The following is a 16,910-nucleotide window of genomic DNA, read 5'->3' as shown; positions in this document are numbered from 1 at the left end:
GAATCCGAAAATTCAGTACTTTGTAATGATTTTATAGTTTAGAAAATGTTTTTTACCTGTTTTTCATGATTGGCTGATAGAAGAGGTCAATCACGATTGCAATTGCCAATGAAACGATCAATGTAATTAACAGGTCCATCCAGTTAATCTTGGTCATAGCGATTCCGAATAAAGCTAAAATGATCGTTAGAGCAATATCAGCCGCTTGAACTAGCCAGACTAATTTAGACGGATAGTCCTGCCAAAAGTATTTTTGGGTTCTAGTAATTAGCAAAATTAACATTGAACTTAAAACTAAGTAAACGTAAACCATCGTGGAAATTACACCGTGTGACCAACCATGAACATTCAAGTACCAAACAAATGCAATGCCAAAAATAGTCCAACCCGCAGCAAGTGCGAAGGCTATTTTAGCCAGCTTAGCCATATTCCAATTTTCCGGCTTGTAACTAATGTGTGTGCGGTCAGTTCCGATCATCATTGTAACCATATTGTTCATGATCGTGTAAATGACCATTGCGTTTAATGCCATTGGAATATAGTTAAAGCAAAGATAACCAAATGTCAGCAGCATTGTTAATTCTGCAGTTCTTGCCAGTTTAGTCAAGGACCAAGTGGTCATTCGCTGATAAACGCGGTGGCCAGCATCCAAAATTTTTACAATTGAAGTTAGGCCATCGTTCAGCAGAACCATTTTACCGGAACGCTTAGCGACGTCTGCTGCATTCGAAACGGCAATTCCGACTTCAGCCTGCTTTAAAGCGGGTGAGTCGTTGACGCCATCGCCGGTCATACCGACTATGTAACCCTTCTTTTGGAAGAATTTGACCATTTTTAGTTTATCTTCCGGTAAAACATCGGCGATTCCCGCCAAATTCTTGATATCGGTGTTTTCATTAAAATCATGAATTGAAATCACGTTGCCCGTTAGGTCAACCTGTTTGGCAACAGCCGCAGCTGTTTTTTGGTTGTCGCCGGTCAGCATGACTGGGCGTACACCGCGTTTTTTCAGTTCGGCAAGAGCAGCTTTGGAATCATTTCTGACCTTGTCTTGCAAGATGAAAACACCGGCAAGCTGATCGTCAATTAGCAGAGCAACCGACCGTCCAGCCGTGAAGTCGATCTCTTTTACCAATTCGTTGGCGTTTTTATCAATCAGTGACAACTGCTTGAATGAACCAAGTTTGACATTGTGTCCTGCGGTTTCTGCCATCGAATAACCGGTAGCAGAAGTAAAGGGAACAAACTTGCTTGGCTGTTCAACTGCTAAGCCCTTTTCTGCTACATATTCATCAATCGCCGTGTCAATAATTTTGGCATTGCGTTGGTCTGTGGCGCTGCTTGCAAGTTGAAGCACTTCTTGGTCATCTAACTTGGTAAAATTCGTCCAGCTGGCAACGGCCGTTTTATTTTCGGTAATCGTTCCGGTTTTGTCTAATAAAATCAAGTTTAGGTTCGCAGCGTCTTGAATACCGGTTAAATCCGAGGTTAAGACGCCTTCTTTGCTTAGCCGGGTAGCTTCAAACGAGTTGGAAAGGGCAAATGTTGATGGCATCGCCACTGGAATAGAAGCGATGAACATCATTGCCAAAAACGGCAGCGTGTTGATGAATTGACTGAGAAAAACGTGAAAGTTTCCGGTTTTAAAGAACATCGCAATGACGATGATTAAGGTCAAAATCCCATCAAGTAAACAAAGATAGTAGATAATTTTTGTCAATAATTGCTGCAAGTGACCAGGAGCAGCGGAGTTATTAATCAAGTTGATTGTTTTTCCGGAGCGGGAATCGGAGCCGATGGCTTGAACTAGTGCCAGTCCAGAACCTTCAACAACGGTCGTACCGGCATAGGCTTGATCATTAACGTGTTTATCAACGTTTTTTGCTTCACCGGTAATTGAACTTTCGTCGGTTGAAATTTCTCCGTCAATTAATTTAACATCGGCTGCCAGTACATCACCGGCTTGGATACTGATCAGGTCGCCGACAACCAGGTACTTGGAATCTAAATTGGTCCATTTTCCATCACGTTCGACCGAAACAGTTGGTGTCAACTTGTGTGAAATATTGTCTAACACCCGGCGTGATTGCTTTTTCTTAGAGGCCCCGTTCCAGGCGGCAAATAACAGCATCGCCAAAACAAACAGCGACTGGATCCACTTGCCTAAAATACATTCCAGAAGGAGAGCGGCTTCCAGAATCCACGCGGATAAATTCCATAATTTCGATAAAAATTCCTTAAAGAAATTGTATTTGGGCTCAGGAACTTCGTTCAGCCCATTTTTCTTAAGCAGCTGATCTGCTTCAGCTTGACTTAAGCCATGAAATTTTTCAGACATAAATATTCCTTCTTTTATTATAAATAATACTTCACATAAAGTAGCACAGTTGCCTGCTTCAGGAAACAATTTTAGCAATCTTTTATAAAAGTATAAAAAATAGACCGACATTAATAATGGTCGGTCTATTTTTAAATTAAACTAATGTTCAATTAGTCTTTATCAACACTGTCTGGGAAGGTTGCAAGACGTTCACCTTTGCCAACTTCTTCTTCGATTTCAAGCAAGCGGTTATACTTTTCAACACGCTCTGAACGTGCAGGAGCACCAGTCTTCAATTGACCACCGTTAACAGCAACGGCAAAGTCAGCGATGAAGGTGTCACCAGTTTCACCGGAACGGTGAGAAATCATGGTGTTGTATCCATTCTTGCGTGAAAGACGGATTGTTTCCAAAGTTTCAGTAACCGTACCGATCTGGTTCAGTTTGATTAATGAAGCATTGCCAGCACCTTCCTTGATCGCTTTAGTCAAAAGTTTCGGATTAGTACAAATGAAGTCATCTAAAACGATTTGAATTCTGTCTTTATGGCTTTGGGTGAACTTAATCATGCCATCAACATCATTTTCATCGTATGGGTCTTCGATTGAGATTAATTCTGGGAATTCCTTTAATAACTTGTCGTAATAGTCTGACAATTCATCATCGTTTAGAACTTTACCTTCGAAGTGGTATTTATGGTCTTTCTTGTCATAGAAGTATGAAGCAGCACAGTCACAAGCAATGGCGATGTCTTCACCCGGTTTGTAACCAGCCTTAACGATTGCTTCCTGCAAAGCCTTCAATGCCTCTTCTGAGCTCTTCATGTTAGGTGCAAAACCACCTTCGTCACCGAGGCCAGTTTCGTAACCCATATCTTCCAAAACCTTCTTCAAGGTATGGTAAGTGTTAACGATCTTTTCAAAGCCATCACGGAATGAAGTCTTTTTAACTGGAGTGATCATAAATTCCTGAACATCGATCCCGTTGTCAGCGTGCTCACCACCGTTAATAACGTTATGGAAAGTTTGTGGCATTTCAAGGTCAGTTCCGCCAAGATAACGGTAGAGCGGCTGGTTGCTGTCTTTAGCAGCAGCTGCAGCAGTAGCCATGGATACACCTAAAATAGCGTTAGCACCAAGCTTAGCCTTGTTTGGCGTACCATCCAAGTCGATCATTACTTGATCAATGTTTGCTTGGTTGTGTGGGTCTAAACCCTTCAAAGCCTTAGCAATCTTTGTGTTGACATTGTTGACAGCCTTGGACACACCCTTACCGCCAACACGGCTGCCGCCGTCACGAAGCTCAACGGCTTCATTTTCACCAGTTGAAGCACCGGATGGAACCTCAGCCTTACCTACAATCCCATTTGACAAGGTAACAAAAGCCTCAACAGTTGGGTTGCCACGTGAATCATAAATTTCAAGTGCGTGAACATTTTCAATGACTGATTTTAACATCAAAAAACCTCCTAAAAAAATGATGCCGAATCGGATTAACGCTCCGACATCGTATAGAGCATTCGCCCTATTTCTACACCTCAAATTTTAGCTTAACTTTGTGATTGTGTAAACATTTGTAAGCGATTTATATCTTTAAAAATTATTAAGGTGCTTCCATCGAAAAAATGCTATATTTATAATATATCATAAATTGAATTTTAACTTGATTATAAAGGATGTAAAAGTAAATGGAAGAAATTAAATTGATTGTGGATTCGAGTTCCAATGATCAAACAAGTAAAGAAAATAACGTCACGGTTGTACCGTTGACATTGACAATTAACGGGCAAGATTTTGTTGATGATGAAAAGCTTGATATTCAGGATTTTATTGCTAAAATGGCCCAAAATAGTGAAGCAGGCCGCACGTCCTGTCCAAGCATTGATGCCTGGCTTAAGGCGCTGGAGGGCACTAAGCGGGCAATCATTGTGACGGTTACGAGCGGACTGAGCGGCAGCTTTTCTTCAGCTTTTCAGGCAAAAAAGATTTATGAAAAGGACCATCCCGAAAGCAAGGTGATTGTGGTTGATTCGCGTTCCGCTGGTCCTGAATTGTCGGTCATTTTGTCAAAAATTAAACAACTGATCAAAACAAAAATCCGCTTTGTGGATTTGGAGCAAAAAATTGCGGAGTATCGGATGCATACGCATTTGTTGGCGATTTTTCAGTCACTGCATAATTTGTCGTTAAACGGTCGTGTGTCACCTGCTGTTGCTAAGGTTGCCCAGATGCTTAAGATTGACGTGGTAGGAACGGCAAGTACAGAGGGCAAACTTGAGCCAGTTGCTAAGGTGCGGGGGATGAAACGCGCGCTAAAAGATGTTATTAACCGGATGAAGGAAATGAAATATCATGGCGGCGAGGTAATTATTGACCACTGCAATAATGCCAAGGATGCACAGACACTGAAAGAAAAAATCTGTGCACTTTTCCCGAATGCCCAGATCACGATCAGACAGATGCGCGGCCTGTGCACCTTTTACGCTGAAAATGGCGGTTTGATGGTTGGATTTGAAGGTTAAATAAAGGAAACTAAAAAATAGGACCGCAGAAGGTTATACTTCTTCGTCGATCCTATTTTTTTGATATAGTGCTTTCTAAAGTTTAAAAAAACGCAAGAAAAATTTGCTGTGAAATACTAAAGCAAAAAATTGCTAAACTGGTCGCACCGAGAATATCTGAGGGGTAGTGGGCCCTTAATCTTAACCGTGAGATAATTACCATCAGCCAGATGATGGTAAGAAAGATAATAAAGCCATTTCCTAAGCGATTGCCAAAGAGTTCTGCAAGAATCAACGACATGGTGGTTGAGCCTAAGACATGGCCGCTGGGAAAGCTATAGCCATTTTCAAGGTCAGAATGCTCGGAAGGACGTTCACGATGCATCAATTTTTTTAATAAAATCCCGCTTAAATCCGTAAAGCCAAGTGTTGCTAGCACCCACAGTGCAGCGACATTTTTTTCTTCATTAATTAAGAATGATGAGAGCAGAACAGCCCAAATGACCATTAATTTAGGATCGTTTAAAAAGGCGATGATTTGCCAGCTGAAGCCGTCATGATCGCGGACTAATTTTTGGTGAAGCCATGTGTCAAACAGATTGAAGCGGCGTGACTTTCTAATGTTAATGATAAGCAGCAGCAAGATAATTGCAGAAATAGCCGCTATCCAATTACTGATTTTCAATTTTCATTCACTACCCGAAGTATTGTTTCACCATTAATTTTACCAGCAAAGCGTGTCTCACATGATTGTTTACTAAGTGGTTTGGCTAAAACTTAAGGAATTTTGCTATAATTGAATGGGTGTGAGGTGATCATATGGATAAAAGGAAAAGTGCTCTTTACCGTTAGAAATTTTATTTTTTGAAAAGGAAAAATTAATGATCGAATATAAAGAGCAAAAACAAATAAGTAAGCAAGAACTGATATCATTATATCGTTCTGTCCATTGGAGCGAATACACTTCTAATGTTGAAAGGCTGCAGATTGCCTTGCTAAATTCACTAAATGTTATCACGGCCTGGTCTGATAATAGATTGGTTGGGTTAATTCGGACTGTTGGTGATGCACAGACCATCTTGTATATTCAGGATATTTTGGTTAGACCGGAATATCAAAATCAAGGCATTGGCAGTGAATTGATGCAGCGGATTTTGACAAAATACAAAGATGTAAGACAGAAGATGCTTCTGACAGATAATACTGTTAAGACACGAGTATTTTATGAAAAACAAGGATTTACCGCAACTGATCATTTAGGCGTTGTGGGATTTTATAGAGAATATTAGATAATTTAAAAAGACAGTTTTCGTAAGTGAAAACTGTCTTTTTGTAAGCTGACGTGCATTTAGCCTGCAATAAAATTTGCTATTTTTCCAAAAAAAGCTTGATCCTTACCCCGTGTCAGACGATATAGTTATTAATCGGGAGGTAGTGAAATTGTCAAAGAAAAGTTATTCAAGCAAAAAAGTACAAGATTTGACTGGGTTAACAGTGTGCACGCTTCGGTATTATGACAAATTAGGCTTGCTGCATCCGGTGCGGCAGCCAGAATCGAATTACCGTCTTTATTCCGAAGATGATTTGGATGCTATTCAGCAAATTATGATTTTTAAAGAGATGGGATTCAAGCTGAAGACAATCAAAAAAATTTTGACTGAACCGACGTTTGATCTTGATCATGCGCTTGCATTACAACTGAAACTTCTAACTAAGCAGAAAAGTAATCTTGAAGATTTAATTACTAATGTTAAACAAACCATTAAAATGCGTAAAGGTGAAGAAAAAATGGATGATACAAAGAAATTTGCCAGCTTAAAGAAGGCAGTTGCAAACAATGAAAAATTATACGGTAGAGAAAGCCGCCAAAAATATGGTGCTGAGGTAATTGAAAAAAGCAACGAACAACTTAGCAAAATGACAGAAGCAAAATTTAATGAGTTAAAAGAAATAGAAACTCAGTTAGTCAACCACTTGCAAAGCGTATTGAAAAATCCAGAAAAAGAACCAGAGTTAGGTTATGAAATTTTTTCTGAGCACCAACAATGGCTGAGAATAATTATGCCCAATTATTCACTCAAAATTCATCTTGGCATTATCACAGCTTATGAGAATGATTCTCGTTATCAGGATTATTACGATGAAAAGGCTGGTAATGGTGCAACTAGGCTGCTGGTAAAAATTGTCAAAGAGAATTTGGAAAAAGAAAAAATTTGATTTGAAATTTTTTTATTATAACGTATAATTAAATACGTTACGGAGAGTTGGCAGAGTGGTAATGCACCGGACTCGAAATCCGGCGAACCAAGTTTTCCTTGGCGCGCAGGTTCAAATCCTGTACTCTCCTTAAGTGAAATTCAAATAATTTTGGAAAAGATTGTTACGCATTATTAGCAGTAGCAATTTTTTATTTATCTGTAAATTGTAAAATGATGCTGAATATTTCGGACTCAAATTAGAAAATAAAAGATTGTAAACTAGTCGCTTTACTTTATGTGTAACTATGCGTATGATTTTATGTAACTGAAGCAAGCAGGATTAAAATAATTCCTACTTTGTTGTACCAAATTGTGGAAGACTATTATGAAAAATAAAGACTTTTTAACTTACCCGATTATCCTTCACCCAGAAAATGAGGGCGGCTATAGTGTAGAAATACCTGATGTTGAAGGTGGTACTTGGACTCAAGGCGATGATATGGCCGATGCTATTTATATGGCTAGCGATGCGATTGGTGCGTTATTAGTTGGTAAAGATGAGTACCCCAAGCCGTCGAAATTAGAAGATATTAAAACTGATAGCAAGGCTATCAAAACTGTTACATCAGTTAATATGTCAAAGTATCGCAAATTGAATGCAAAGACTATTCGTAAACAGTATCGGTACCTGAATATCTTGTTGAATTAGGAAAGAAGAAGAAAATCAATTTTTCTAAGACATTGACTGAGGCTTTGGAAGATAAGCTGTTAGCGAAATAGTAAAGATAATATGCATATCTGTAAGCATCTTTAAGGGATGCTTTTTTGTTGGAAAGAATGTGCCGAATAAATGACCTATGATGCTCACTAAACTTATTCCTAATAAGTGTTAAATTTAATATTGTCATTCTCGTTAATAAAACTTTTACTTTCCCAAATATTTTTTTGCAATCCGTACTAAAATTTTGGTTGCGCCCTTGCCAGCTTTTTCATCGTAATAATACTGGTACTGCGGATCGGTATCGTACTTTTTAATCAATTCTTGATGAATTTTGGTTGAATAGTTGGGCATGATTAATTTCAGCCAATTTTGGTGCTCAGCAAAAATCGTGTCACTTAGCTCGTCTTCTTTTTCTGGATTCTGCAGAACAAGATGCAGATTGTTTACTAAACCGGCTTCTGTTTTCTTTAATTCATCAAATCTAGTTTCTGTCATAGTTTAACCTCTTTAATATTCATTCGTGAATTTTATTATCAAAAGATAATTTATACCATTATTGTTAATGCAATAATTATAATTTAGCACAATAATTGCTAGATCGTACTGGTTATTAGATTAAATGCTAAATTTTTCATGTGGCTCACTTGTTAAAAAATTATCTATAAAAAATAAAAATAAATTTAACTGTTCTTCATAATTTATGCTATACTGGCATCAATGACAAATGTAAACGTTGAGTATAAAAATATGAGGAGGTGCTTATTTATGCCAAAAGCAGAAGAAAAAGGCTGTCACTGTGGCGATGCTTGTCATTGCGAAGGTGCAGATGGTGAATGTCATTGTCACGATGAAAAGTAATTTTTTAATTTCTAAGAAAGAGAGTGTGCTGATAATTGTTACACTCTTTTATTTTTGTCTAGACCACAAAATATAGTAGTTATAACTATAAAAAATACACATATTGTGCTAAGCTAATAATAGAAAAAGACAAACGTGAAATGAGTGTGGCAGTGAAGCCGCCGTAGTTTTCACGTTGGTTTGATTAGCAGGATAGCGGCTCAGCTATGACGCTGGCAGCTGGCTAATTGAATAAGAGGGAGTGATTGCACATGTTGACTTTTGTGTGGGCGGAAGACCGCAAGCACCAAATTGGTCTGAATGGTCATTTGCCGTGGAATTTACCCGCGGACATGCAGCACTTTAAAGATTTGACAATGGGCCACCCGATGATTATGGGGCGGAAGACTTTTGCAAGTTTTCCTAAGCCCTTACCCGGACGCAAGCACATTGTCTTGACACGCGATCGCGCACTGATGCAAAAATATGCGCAAAATGACCAAGTAATTATTTTGATGTCGCTTAACGAATTAGACGACTGGCTTCTTTACCATCAAGATGAAGAATTATGCGTGATCGGTGGTGCAGAAGTTTTTCAGGCACTCTTGGGGCGCGCTGACCGCTTGGAGCAGACAATAATTGACGCCGAATTTTCCGGTGATACAGTTATGCCGGAAATTGATTATTCGCAGTTTGACTTGATCAAAAATGATCCCCACCAACCAGACGGAAAAAACAAATATCCCTATACTTTTTTAACTTATACAAGAAAGGCAGGCGCAAATCATGCGTAAGATAATCTATTCAGGAATTGTTTTTCTAATTGCCGCGACCGTGTTGGTTGTCAGTGTTTTTCTGGCTGAAAGCTACAAACACGTTTTTTGGTGGCAGGTGATTGGCATGGCAATCGTAACTTTTGAATTGGGGCGGCATCACATGTCACTTATTAATGAGTTTAAGCAGCAACGCAAAAATTAATTGGAAATTCTTATTGACAAAGATAATGCTTAATGATAAATTAACCTGTAATTAAAGCAAAACATCTTGAAAAGCAGAGTAGTCATTTATTTTGCCGTTAAAGAGAGCTGGCAAGTGGTGAAAGTCGGCAGGCAAAAGATGATGAACATGGGCTTGAAATGATGATTGTTAGTGATATTCAGCTAGCAACGGGGTTGCATCCGTTATTTGGTGCAGGCTATTAATTTTGATAGCCGCTAAGGTTTATTGCGTGAGTAATGAACGAATTAAAGGTGGTAACACGGCACTCGTCCTTTTTATTAGGATGAGTGCTTTTTTTATGGAAAAGTTAGGAGATTTCACAATGAATAAAAAAACAAGAAATATTATTATTGGCGTGGTAATTGCCGCTGTTGTCGTAATTGCGGCCTGGTTCGGTTTTGGCCCCGGGCTTGGTCATAACCAAAAGGAACGGACGGTCACCGTCGGGGTCGTTGGCGAAAGTAAGCCGGAGGCAACAATTTGGAAGCATGTAGCAGAAACAGCTAAGAAAAAGTACGGTGTCAATGTAAAAATTAGAAATTTTACTGATTACAACCAGCCGAATAAGGCTTTGAAGTCAGGCGATATTGATGTCAATGCCTTTCAGCACTCGGCATTTTTGCAGGATTGGAACAAGGCCAATCACGGCGGTGTCGTTGCGATCGGCAAGACATATATTGCACCGATCAGGCTGTATTCAACTAAATACCATAAGCTGAGTGAACTGCCTAAGGGAGGAACGATTGCGATCCCGAATGATCCCACCAATGAATCACGGGCTTTGCTGGTTTTAAAGAATGCGGGTCTGATTACATTAAAACCTGGTAAAAAATTGGCCATTGTTGCAGATATTGTGAAGAATCCGCGGCATTTAAAGCTCAAGGAAGTTAATACCGAACAATGCGGCCGGGTAATTAATTCGGTTGATGCAGCTGTAGTTAACAATGACTTTTCTGGTCCTGCAGGCCTAGGCGACAAGCAGACAATCTACGTTGAGCCGATTAATAAGGATTCCGAACAGTGGATTAACATTATCTGTGTCAAGAAGGGCCAAGAAAACAACAAAGACTACCAGGCAATTGTTAAGTCCTATCAAACTGCCGAAACCAAGAAATTATATAAGAAATTCTATGGTACAAAGCAGGAAGCAGCTTGGGATGTTAAACTTAAATAATGTCATTTTTGGATAAAATAATCTAGAAAAAAATCACAGCGTGTTCAGCCATGACTTTGTGGCTGGACAAACAATGATTACGAAGAAGGGTGAGTAATGAGCATTATCGATCTAAGTCATGTCAATGTCGACTTTCCGCAAAAGAAGGGTCAGACCGTTCAAGCAGTACATGATGTTTCACTGCAAATTAACAAAGGAGAAATTTATGGCATTGTGGGCTTTTCTGGTGCTGGCAAATCAACCTTGGTGAGAACGATTAATTTGCTGCAGATGCCAACCGCGGGGACGATCACGGTCAATGACGTTGCCTTTGTTAAAGACGGCAAGCAGGTGATCCCCAAGAAAAAACTGCAGCTGGAGCGGCGGAAAATTGGTATGATTTTTCAAAACTTCAACTTGCTTAATGAAACAAGTGTGCTGGGTAATGTCACTTTTGCGCTGAAACATTCTGGACTGAAGGACAAGGAGATTACACAGGAAGCACTTAAGCTGCTTGACCTTGTTGGCTTGAAGGATAAGGCTAATTTTTATCCCGTCGAATTATCAGGCGGTCAGCAGCAGCGGGTGGCGATTGCCCGGGCGCTTGCCAATAAACCGGATATTTTGCTGTCGGATGAAGCTACCAGTGCGCTTGATCCGCAGAATACCCAGCAAATTTTGACCTTGTTGAAAAAACTCAACCGTGAATTAGGCTTGACAATTGTTCTGATTACTCACGAAATGGATGCCATCAAGAAGATTTGTGACAAGGTGGCGGTCATGGAACACGGCGAGATTGTCGAACGCGGAACGCTGCGGCAGGTAATTTTGCACCCGCAGAAGGAGCTGACCAAGCAGTTTGTCGGCGGTTCGATTGCTGCAGTTGAAACCGTGAACTCACTTGATTTAGATAAACTCAGTGAAAATGAAGCAATCTACCAGCTGGTTTACAGCGTGACGAATGTTACCAAATCGGTCATTATTGATCTTTACCGCCAACTGGGGATTGAAGCCAGCATGTTGTACGGCAATGTTGAGCTTCTTAACGATGAGGCGATTGGCACCCTTGTTGTTCAGGTTCAGGGCAGCAGTGAAAAGCAGGCAAAGATGCTGGAGTTTTTAAACAAGCAGGGTGTTTCTGTGTCGCGGTTAGATGAAAAGGGGAATCCGTATGAGTAGTTGGTTTAGTAAAGCTTTTCCTAACGTTGTTGATTTGGGCTGGAGCGGTGATACCGGCTGGGGAACCAGCATCGGACAGACGCTGTACATGACCTTTTGGTCGGCAATTTTTGGTGGTATTCTGGGAATTATTTTCGGCGTCATCCTTGTTCTGACAAAAGAAGGCGGGATTAAGGAAAATAAGTTCTGGTTTAATTTTTGTGATAAACTGGTTTCTATTTTTCGGGCGATTCCCTTCGTCATCCTGCTGGCCTTCATTGCACCTTTAACGCAAGCTATTATGCACACACAGATTGGCACGAAGGCGGCGCTGGTGCCTCTTACGCTGGGTGTTTTCCCATTTTACGCGCGGCAGGTGCAGGTGGCGCTTGAAAGTGTCAATCCGGGAAAAATTGAGGCGGCACAAAGTGTTGGCGCAACAACTTGGGATATCATTTTCAATGTTTATCTGAGCGAAGCTCGTTCGGAAATTGTCAGGGTATCAACAGTTACGATCATCAGTCTAATTGGTTTGACCGCAATGGCTGGTGTAATCAGTGCCGGCGGCCTTGGCAATACTGCGATTTCTTATGGTTATAACCGTTTTGCCAATGATGTGACACTGGTAGCGACCGTGCTGGTGATCATCTTAATTTTCATTGTGCAGATTGTGGGCGACTTTTTTGCCAAAAAGCTTAATCATCAAGGCCGCTAAAATATTTGGGCAAACAAAAACAGCAAGTAAAATAATTACTTGTTGTTTTTTATTTTGTGTAAGTTTTTTTATTACTTAACAGCGTCCTTCAAAGCTTTACCAGGTTTAAATGCTGGTACTTGCGTAGCAGGAATTGTCAAGGACTTACCAGTTTGTGGGTTACGTCCCTTTCTTTCTGCACGCTTGCGTACTTCAAATGAACCAAAGCCAATGATTTGTACTTTGTTGCCCTTAGCTAAATCATCTTTGATGGTGTCAACAAAAGCGTCAATAGCAGCCTCTGCATCCTTTTGCTTGAGGCCAGTCTTTGCAGCAACATCTTTTGTAAGTTCAGATTTATTAATTGAAGCCATAATTTCTTCTCTCTCCTATAAAAATTTTTAAAAACAGATTTAGATAAATACCTTTGTGTTATTTTTACACCGGGAATTTGCTTATCCTCACTGACTTTTCTTATTTTAACATAGTTGAATTTTCCTTCAACAGAAAACCACCGGTTTTAGCAAATATTCGTGTAATTTATTTTTGCAGCAGCTTGTTAGTAAGCTGCTGGTAGTTCAAATAGAGAACTTTGAAGCGGTTGCTGCTTTTGGTCTGCCATGGCTTAGGTTTGCCGCAAAAGTGAATAATGGCGGTGTTTTTCATGACCCATTCTAAGTTATGTTTACCGCTGCTCTTAGCCAGGTAGACCGAATAGGAGCGTGAATCGTAGTTCCATTTTATTTCTGGAATCTGCAAGATATATTTACTGTAAAGGTAGTTTAGAATATCCTGGTCTGGCAGAATTAGGGTGTCATGGTTTTCGTTAATAGCGTCAACGATGTCCTGCACCTTTATTTTTTGTCGCATTTTATCCAAGTTAAGCACCATGATGCCGGAATTGAAATAACTCGTGTCTGTCCCCAGTCTAAGATTATTAATGGAGCTGACGATATCGGTTAGCCCCTTATGTGCGGCAGCGGCGAACATGGCATTTTGTAAATCAAGCTGCCACAACGGCAGTAGGGAGTTGATGACAAGAATATCGGGATCAAGGTAGATAACTTTATGGAGGAAACGCGGTAAAATATTACCGGAAAGCAGTCTAAAGTACATTTCTTCGGGATAATCATGCAAATTCAGCAGTGACTCGGGAAATGCGAAGTCGTTATTCATTGCTAGAGCGTTCAGTTGAAAATTTAGTTTTTTAGCAAAACGCTTCAGTCTAAAAAGTGCTTCGCTACTGATATTTTCGTAGATTACCCAAATTCTGAATTTACCATACATGTTATTAAGCTTGATCGAATATAACATCACTTCCAGCGGCTTAATGTAGTTTTGGTCGATCGTTACCAGGATTTCGATTAATTCGTTTTCGTTATTTTGCATTATTATCCTCTTGAAATATTTATTTAGATCTATTATAAAACAAGGAACGTGCAAATTACCATTTTGAAAAAATTTCAGTTATTACAAGATTGTTAAGTAAATTTACAAGCAATTGTTTGTTATTAGTAGTAAAATATAACTACTTAATATTTTTATTAATTTGATAGTGAGGTATTAATTTTATGAATAAAAAAGTTTTACTTGGATTGCTAGGCACAGTTGCACTTTCTGCAGGTTTTGCAACGACCAACGTTCTGGCCGATTCCACGCCTGCTGCGGATAAAACACAAACAGCTGATACGACAAGTACTTCTAATTCGACGACACCTGCTTCGGATGCTAATAAGCCCGCAGATACGTCGGGTGCGACAACAAAGCCGGATGCTAATAAACCAGCGGATACATCTGGTACAACAACACCGACGACGTCAGATGCTAATAAGCCTGCAGATACATCTAACGGTGCAACGGGAACAGATACCGGAACTAATGGCGGGAATGGGACTAACAAGCCGACAAACCCGAATGATTCAACCAATAAGCCTACTACCAATAAACCAGCAAAGAAGCCAAGTAAGGAGTCCAAGATTTCGAGCCATGCTTTATCTATTATGGGCAAAGTTGTTCAAGCTAAGAAAAACTCCCAAATATATGACTCTAAGGGTAAGAAACTCAAGAATAAAATCTTGAAAAAGAAGCAAGTTGTTCAGGTTAGCAGTGTTAAAAACTTTAAGGGCAAGAGTTATGTTCAAATTGACAAAAATAAGTATGTCAAAGCTGCCAATTTAAAAAAGATTAAACTAGTAAGTTATAAATTAAAGCGGAATGCGAAGGTGTATAACAAAAAGGGTAAACTAACCGGTTATTATTACAAAAAGAGCAAAGCTAAACGAATAACGGTTAGAGCAACTAAAAAAATTAAGGGTCAGAAATACGTTAAGGTGCTTGACAGCAATATGTATATCAAATGGTCGGATCTTAACAACAAGAGCGGCAAGATTGTAAGTCAATAATTTTTTAGAGGTGGTAATGTATGAGAAGAAAAAGTGTAACTTATGCGTTAAAAGGCAGCACGCCCATTTATAATGTTAATGGGAAAAAAGTCGGCACTTATCCCTTCAGGAATGGTGCGCTTATTCGTGCGATCGGTACGACAAGAGTAGACGACATGAATTTGGTTAAAATTGGTAAAAATCAATATGTTGAGTGGGAAGCACTTGATCCTAAAAGTGCTAAAGTTTTAAAATGATTTTTGATATGCGAGCGGTGGAAATTAATTCTGCCGCTTTTTATTTTTTAATAGGCACGTAAGGCAAAATTGGGTTAAGATATAAGGGGAAAGTTGTTAGTACTAAATTATTTTAATAAAGAAGGCACAAATGATGGATCCAATTTTAAAAAGAGTTGCAGTTCGGAAGTATACTAGTGAAAAAGTTGCTTCGGCTGACATTGAAAAATTAATTGCTGCTTTTCAGGCCGCTCCGTGCGGCATGCATGAGGCAGATGTAATGCAAATGACAGCGGTGGCAAATGAAGCACTGCTGCAAAAAATTGCCAAGGCAACTTCTAATGCCTGCTATGGCGCACCACTTTTGTTTGTAATTAACACCAAAAAGGACAACGAATTTGCTGAGCGGGATGCTTCCGTGGCAGCAGAAAATCTGATGGTTGAAGCTGCCGGCTTGAATTTAGGATCGGTGTACTTAATGGGAGCCGCCAGTAAATTAAATGCTGCCGTTGATCTGCAGGAAGAACTAGAGGTTGATCCGGGTTATGAGATCAAGGTGCTGGTCGCTGTGGGCCACGCAGCCGAAGCACCAAAAGAAGACCGTAGCAATCGTTATAAAGTAATTGTAAAGAAATAAAATATTTTTAGGGTACTGCTGGGTTAGGTGGTACCCTTTATTTATAATTTTATGGAAGGAAACAGTAACGATGAAAAAAATTATTAATGATCCAGCAAATGTCGTTTCAGAAATGATTGACGGCATGGTCAGATCTTATCCGCAATATGTTGAAAAAATTGCGGGAACTGAAGTGGTAATACGTTCTGATAAGGAATCAATGAAAGGCAAGGTCGGAATTGTCAGCGGCGGCGGTTCTGGTCATGAGCCAGCACACGCAGGTTTTGTCGGCAAGGGGATGCTAAGTGCGGCTGTTTGTGGTCAGGTTTTTACCTCACCGACACCGGACCAGATTTATGCGGCGATTAAGGCCGTCAATCAGGGCCAAGGAGTATTTATGGTTGTTAAAAATTATTCCGGTGACGTGATGAACTTTGATATGGCAAAGGATATGGCAGAAATGGATAACATCAAAGTCGAATCAATTGTGGTTGACGATGACATTGCCGTTGAAAATAGTACATTTACGCAGGGCCGGCGCGGGGTTGCCGGCACAATTTTGATGCATAAGATTTTAGGAGCGGCAGCGCAGAACGGGGCCAGTTTAGATGAAATTGCTGTCTTGGCGAAGGCAGTTTTGCCGAACATTAAAACAATCGGCCTTGCTTTATCCGCAGCAACCAATCCGGAAACAGGCAACCCGGGCTTTGTTTTGCCGGAAGATGAAATTGAATACGGAGTGGGTATCCATTCAGAACCGGGTTACCGCCGGGAAAAGATAAAGCCGGCAAAGGAACTGGTCCAAGAGCTGGTCGCAAAACTTAACAGCGAATTGCACTTGACCGGCAGTAAAAAATATGCGGTTTTGGTTAACGGAATGGGCGCAACTCCATTGATGGAACAATATGTTTTTAGCAATGACTTATTAAATAAATTGGCAGAATTTTCAATTACACCGGCATTCATGAAGGTGGGCAATTACATGACTTCGATTGATATGGCCGGGATATCGCTAACGATGTTAGAAATTAAAGATGAAGCATGGTTGGATTATTTAAACCAGCCGGTTGAAACGATTGCATGGTAGTTTGTGAGGG

19 protein-coding genes, 1 tRNA gene and 1 other annotated feature are annotated in these 16,910 nt (G+C 40.0%); of the genes, 14 read left to right on the top strand and 6 right to left on the bottom strand.

The window, feature by feature from the left end:
- Positions 1–52: 52 nt before the first annotated feature.
- Complete coding sequence (locus PT285_RS06470; protein WP_277148866.1) at positions 53–2,338, bottom strand: HAD-IC family P-type ATPase; 2,286 nt, start codon at positions 2,336–2,338, stop codon at positions 53–55.
- 152 nt (positions 2,339–2,490) lie between these two features.
- Entirely contained in the window at positions 2,491–3,777 is a 1,287-nt protein-coding gene (eno, locus tag PT285_RS06465; RefSeq protein ID WP_277148864.1) for a phosphopyruvate hydratase, read from the bottom strand.
- Between the two features lie 230 nt (positions 3,778–4,007).
- On the opposite strand from eno, the gene PT285_RS06460 reads away from it, so the two are divergent.
- Positions 4,008–4,841, top strand: a complete 834-nt coding sequence (locus tag PT285_RS06460; RefSeq protein ID WP_277148862.1) for a DegV family protein — start codon at positions 4,008–4,010, stop codon at positions 4,839–4,841.
- Between the two features lie 82 nt (positions 4,842–4,923).
- Here the strand turns inward: PT285_RS06460 and PT285_RS06455 are convergent, their stop codons facing one another.
- Positions 4,924–5,499 (bottom strand): phosphatase PAP2 family protein, encoded by a 576-nt coding sequence (locus tag PT285_RS06455; protein ID WP_277150639.1) that lies wholly within the window; start codon positions 5,497–5,499, stop codon positions 4,924–4,926.
- A gap of 202 nt (positions 5,500–5,701) precedes the next feature.
- Here PT285_RS06455 and PT285_RS06450 point away from each other — a divergent pair, with 202 nt between their 5' ends.
- The 4 genes from PT285_RS06450 (at position 5,702) to PT285_RS06435 (ending at position 7,727) form a co-directional block, all read left to right on the top strand.
- On the top strand, positions 5,702–6,109 hold the full coding sequence (locus PT285_RS06450; protein ID WP_277148860.1) for a GNAT family N-acetyltransferase: 408 nt from the start codon (positions 5,702–5,704) through the stop codon (positions 6,107–6,109).
- A gap of 151 nt (positions 6,110–6,260) precedes the next feature.
- Positions 6,261–7,037 (top strand): MerR family transcriptional regulator, encoded by a 777-nt coding sequence (locus PT285_RS06445; protein WP_277148858.1) that lies wholly within the window; start codon positions 6,261–6,263, stop codon positions 7,035–7,037.
- A 41-nt stretch (positions 7,038–7,078) separates the two neighbouring features.
- Positions 7,079–7,167: transfer RNA gene (locus PT285_RS06440), tRNA-Ser, on the top strand.
- Between the two features lie 236 nt (positions 7,168–7,403).
- On the top strand, positions 7,404–7,727 hold the full coding sequence (locus tag PT285_RS06435) for a type II toxin-antitoxin system HicB family antitoxin (RefSeq protein ID WP_277148856.1): 324 nt from the start codon (positions 7,404–7,406) through the stop codon (positions 7,725–7,727).
- A 216-nt stretch (positions 7,728–7,943) separates the two neighbouring features.
- On the opposite strand, the gene PT285_RS06430 is transcribed toward PT285_RS06435, so the two are convergent.
- A complete protein-coding gene (locus PT285_RS06430; RefSeq protein WP_277148854.1) occupies positions 7,944–8,234 on the bottom strand; it encodes a TipAS antibiotic-recognition domain-containing protein in 291 nt (96 codons plus the stop codon).
- 614 nt (positions 8,235–8,848) lie between these two features.
- Between PT285_RS06430 and PT285_RS06425 the strand changes: the two genes are divergently transcribed.
- The 5 genes from PT285_RS06425 (at position 8,849) to PT285_RS06405 (ending at position 12,601) form a co-directional block, all read left to right on the top strand.
- Positions 8,849–9,370 carry a dihydrofolate reductase gene (locus tag PT285_RS06425; protein ID WP_277148852.1) on the top strand — a complete coding sequence of 174 codons (522 nt, stop codon included), beginning with the start codon at positions 8,849–8,851 and terminating at the stop codon, positions 9,368–9,370.
- Positions 9,363–9,554 carry a hypothetical protein gene (locus PT285_RS06420; protein ID WP_277148850.1) on the top strand — a complete coding sequence of 64 codons (192 nt, stop codon included), beginning with the start codon at positions 9,363–9,365 and terminating at the stop codon, positions 9,552–9,554. The genes PT285_RS06425 and PT285_RS06420 overlap by 8 nt, the downstream gene beginning before the upstream one ends.
- Positions 9,555–9,611: 57 nt before the next feature.
- Positions 9,612–9,852: a binding site (T-box leader), on the top strand.
- A gap of 45 nt (positions 9,853–9,897) precedes the next feature.
- Positions 9,898–10,749: a MetQ/NlpA family ABC transporter substrate-binding protein gene (locus tag PT285_RS06415; RefSeq protein WP_277148849.1), complete on the top strand. Its 852-nt coding sequence runs from the start codon at positions 9,898–9,900 to the stop codon at positions 10,747–10,749.
- 96 nt (positions 10,750–10,845) lie between these two features.
- On the top strand, positions 10,846–11,907 hold the full coding sequence (locus tag PT285_RS06410) for a methionine ABC transporter ATP-binding protein (protein WP_277148847.1): 1,062 nt from the start codon (positions 10,846–10,848) through the stop codon (positions 11,905–11,907).
- Positions 11,900–12,601: a methionine ABC transporter permease gene (locus tag PT285_RS06405; protein WP_277148845.1), complete on the top strand. Its 702-nt coding sequence runs from the start codon at positions 11,900–11,902 to the stop codon at positions 12,599–12,601. Before PT285_RS06410 ends, PT285_RS06405 begins: the two co-directional genes overlap by 8 nt.
- 71 nt (positions 12,602–12,672) lie before the next feature.
- Here PT285_RS06405 and PT285_RS06400 read toward each other — a convergent pair whose 3' ends face one another.
- Together PT285_RS06400 and PT285_RS06395 are read right to left on the bottom strand one after the other, a co-directional pair.
- On the bottom strand, positions 12,673–12,954 hold the full coding sequence (locus tag PT285_RS06400) for an HU family DNA-binding protein (RefSeq protein ID WP_277148843.1): 282 nt from the start codon (positions 12,952–12,954) through the stop codon (positions 12,673–12,675).
- A gap of 166 nt (positions 12,955–13,120) precedes the next feature.
- Entirely contained in the window at positions 13,121–13,969 is an 849-nt protein-coding gene (locus tag PT285_RS06395) for a glycosyltransferase family 8 protein (RefSeq protein ID WP_277148841.1), read from the bottom strand.
- A gap of 182 nt (positions 13,970–14,151) precedes the next feature.
- Between PT285_RS06395 and PT285_RS06390 the strand changes: the two genes are divergently transcribed.
- The 4 genes from PT285_RS06390 (at position 14,152) to dhaK (ending at position 16,900) form a co-directional block, all read left to right on the top strand.
- Entirely contained in the window at positions 14,152–14,982 is an 831-nt protein-coding gene (locus PT285_RS06390) for an SLAP domain-containing protein (protein ID WP_277148839.1), read from the top strand.
- A 20-nt stretch (positions 14,983–15,002) separates the two neighbouring features.
- Positions 15,003–15,218, top strand: a complete 216-nt coding sequence (locus PT285_RS06385; protein WP_277148837.1) for a hypothetical protein — start codon at positions 15,003–15,005, stop codon at positions 15,216–15,218.
- A 133-nt stretch (positions 15,219–15,351) separates the two neighbouring features.
- A complete protein-coding gene (locus tag PT285_RS06380) occupies positions 15,352–15,834 on the top strand; it encodes a nitroreductase family protein (protein WP_374211490.1) in 483 nt (160 codons plus the stop codon).
- A 70-nt stretch (positions 15,835–15,904) separates the two neighbouring features.
- On the top strand, positions 15,905–16,900 hold the full coding sequence (gene dhaK, locus PT285_RS06375) for a dihydroxyacetone kinase subunit DhaK (RefSeq protein WP_277148833.1): 996 nt from the start codon (positions 15,905–15,907) through the stop codon (positions 16,898–16,900).
- Positions 16,901–16,910 lie beyond the last annotated feature (10 nt).

Origin of the sequence: Lactobacillus sp. ESL0791 (genome assembly GCF_029433255.1) — a bacterium.
In the GTDB taxonomy this organism is placed as follows: Bacteria; Bacillota; Bacilli; order Lactobacillales; family Lactobacillaceae; genus Lactobacillus.
The sequence above is the reverse complement of the archived record's forward strand: the minus strand, read 5'-3'. Positions and strand labels throughout refer to the sequence as shown.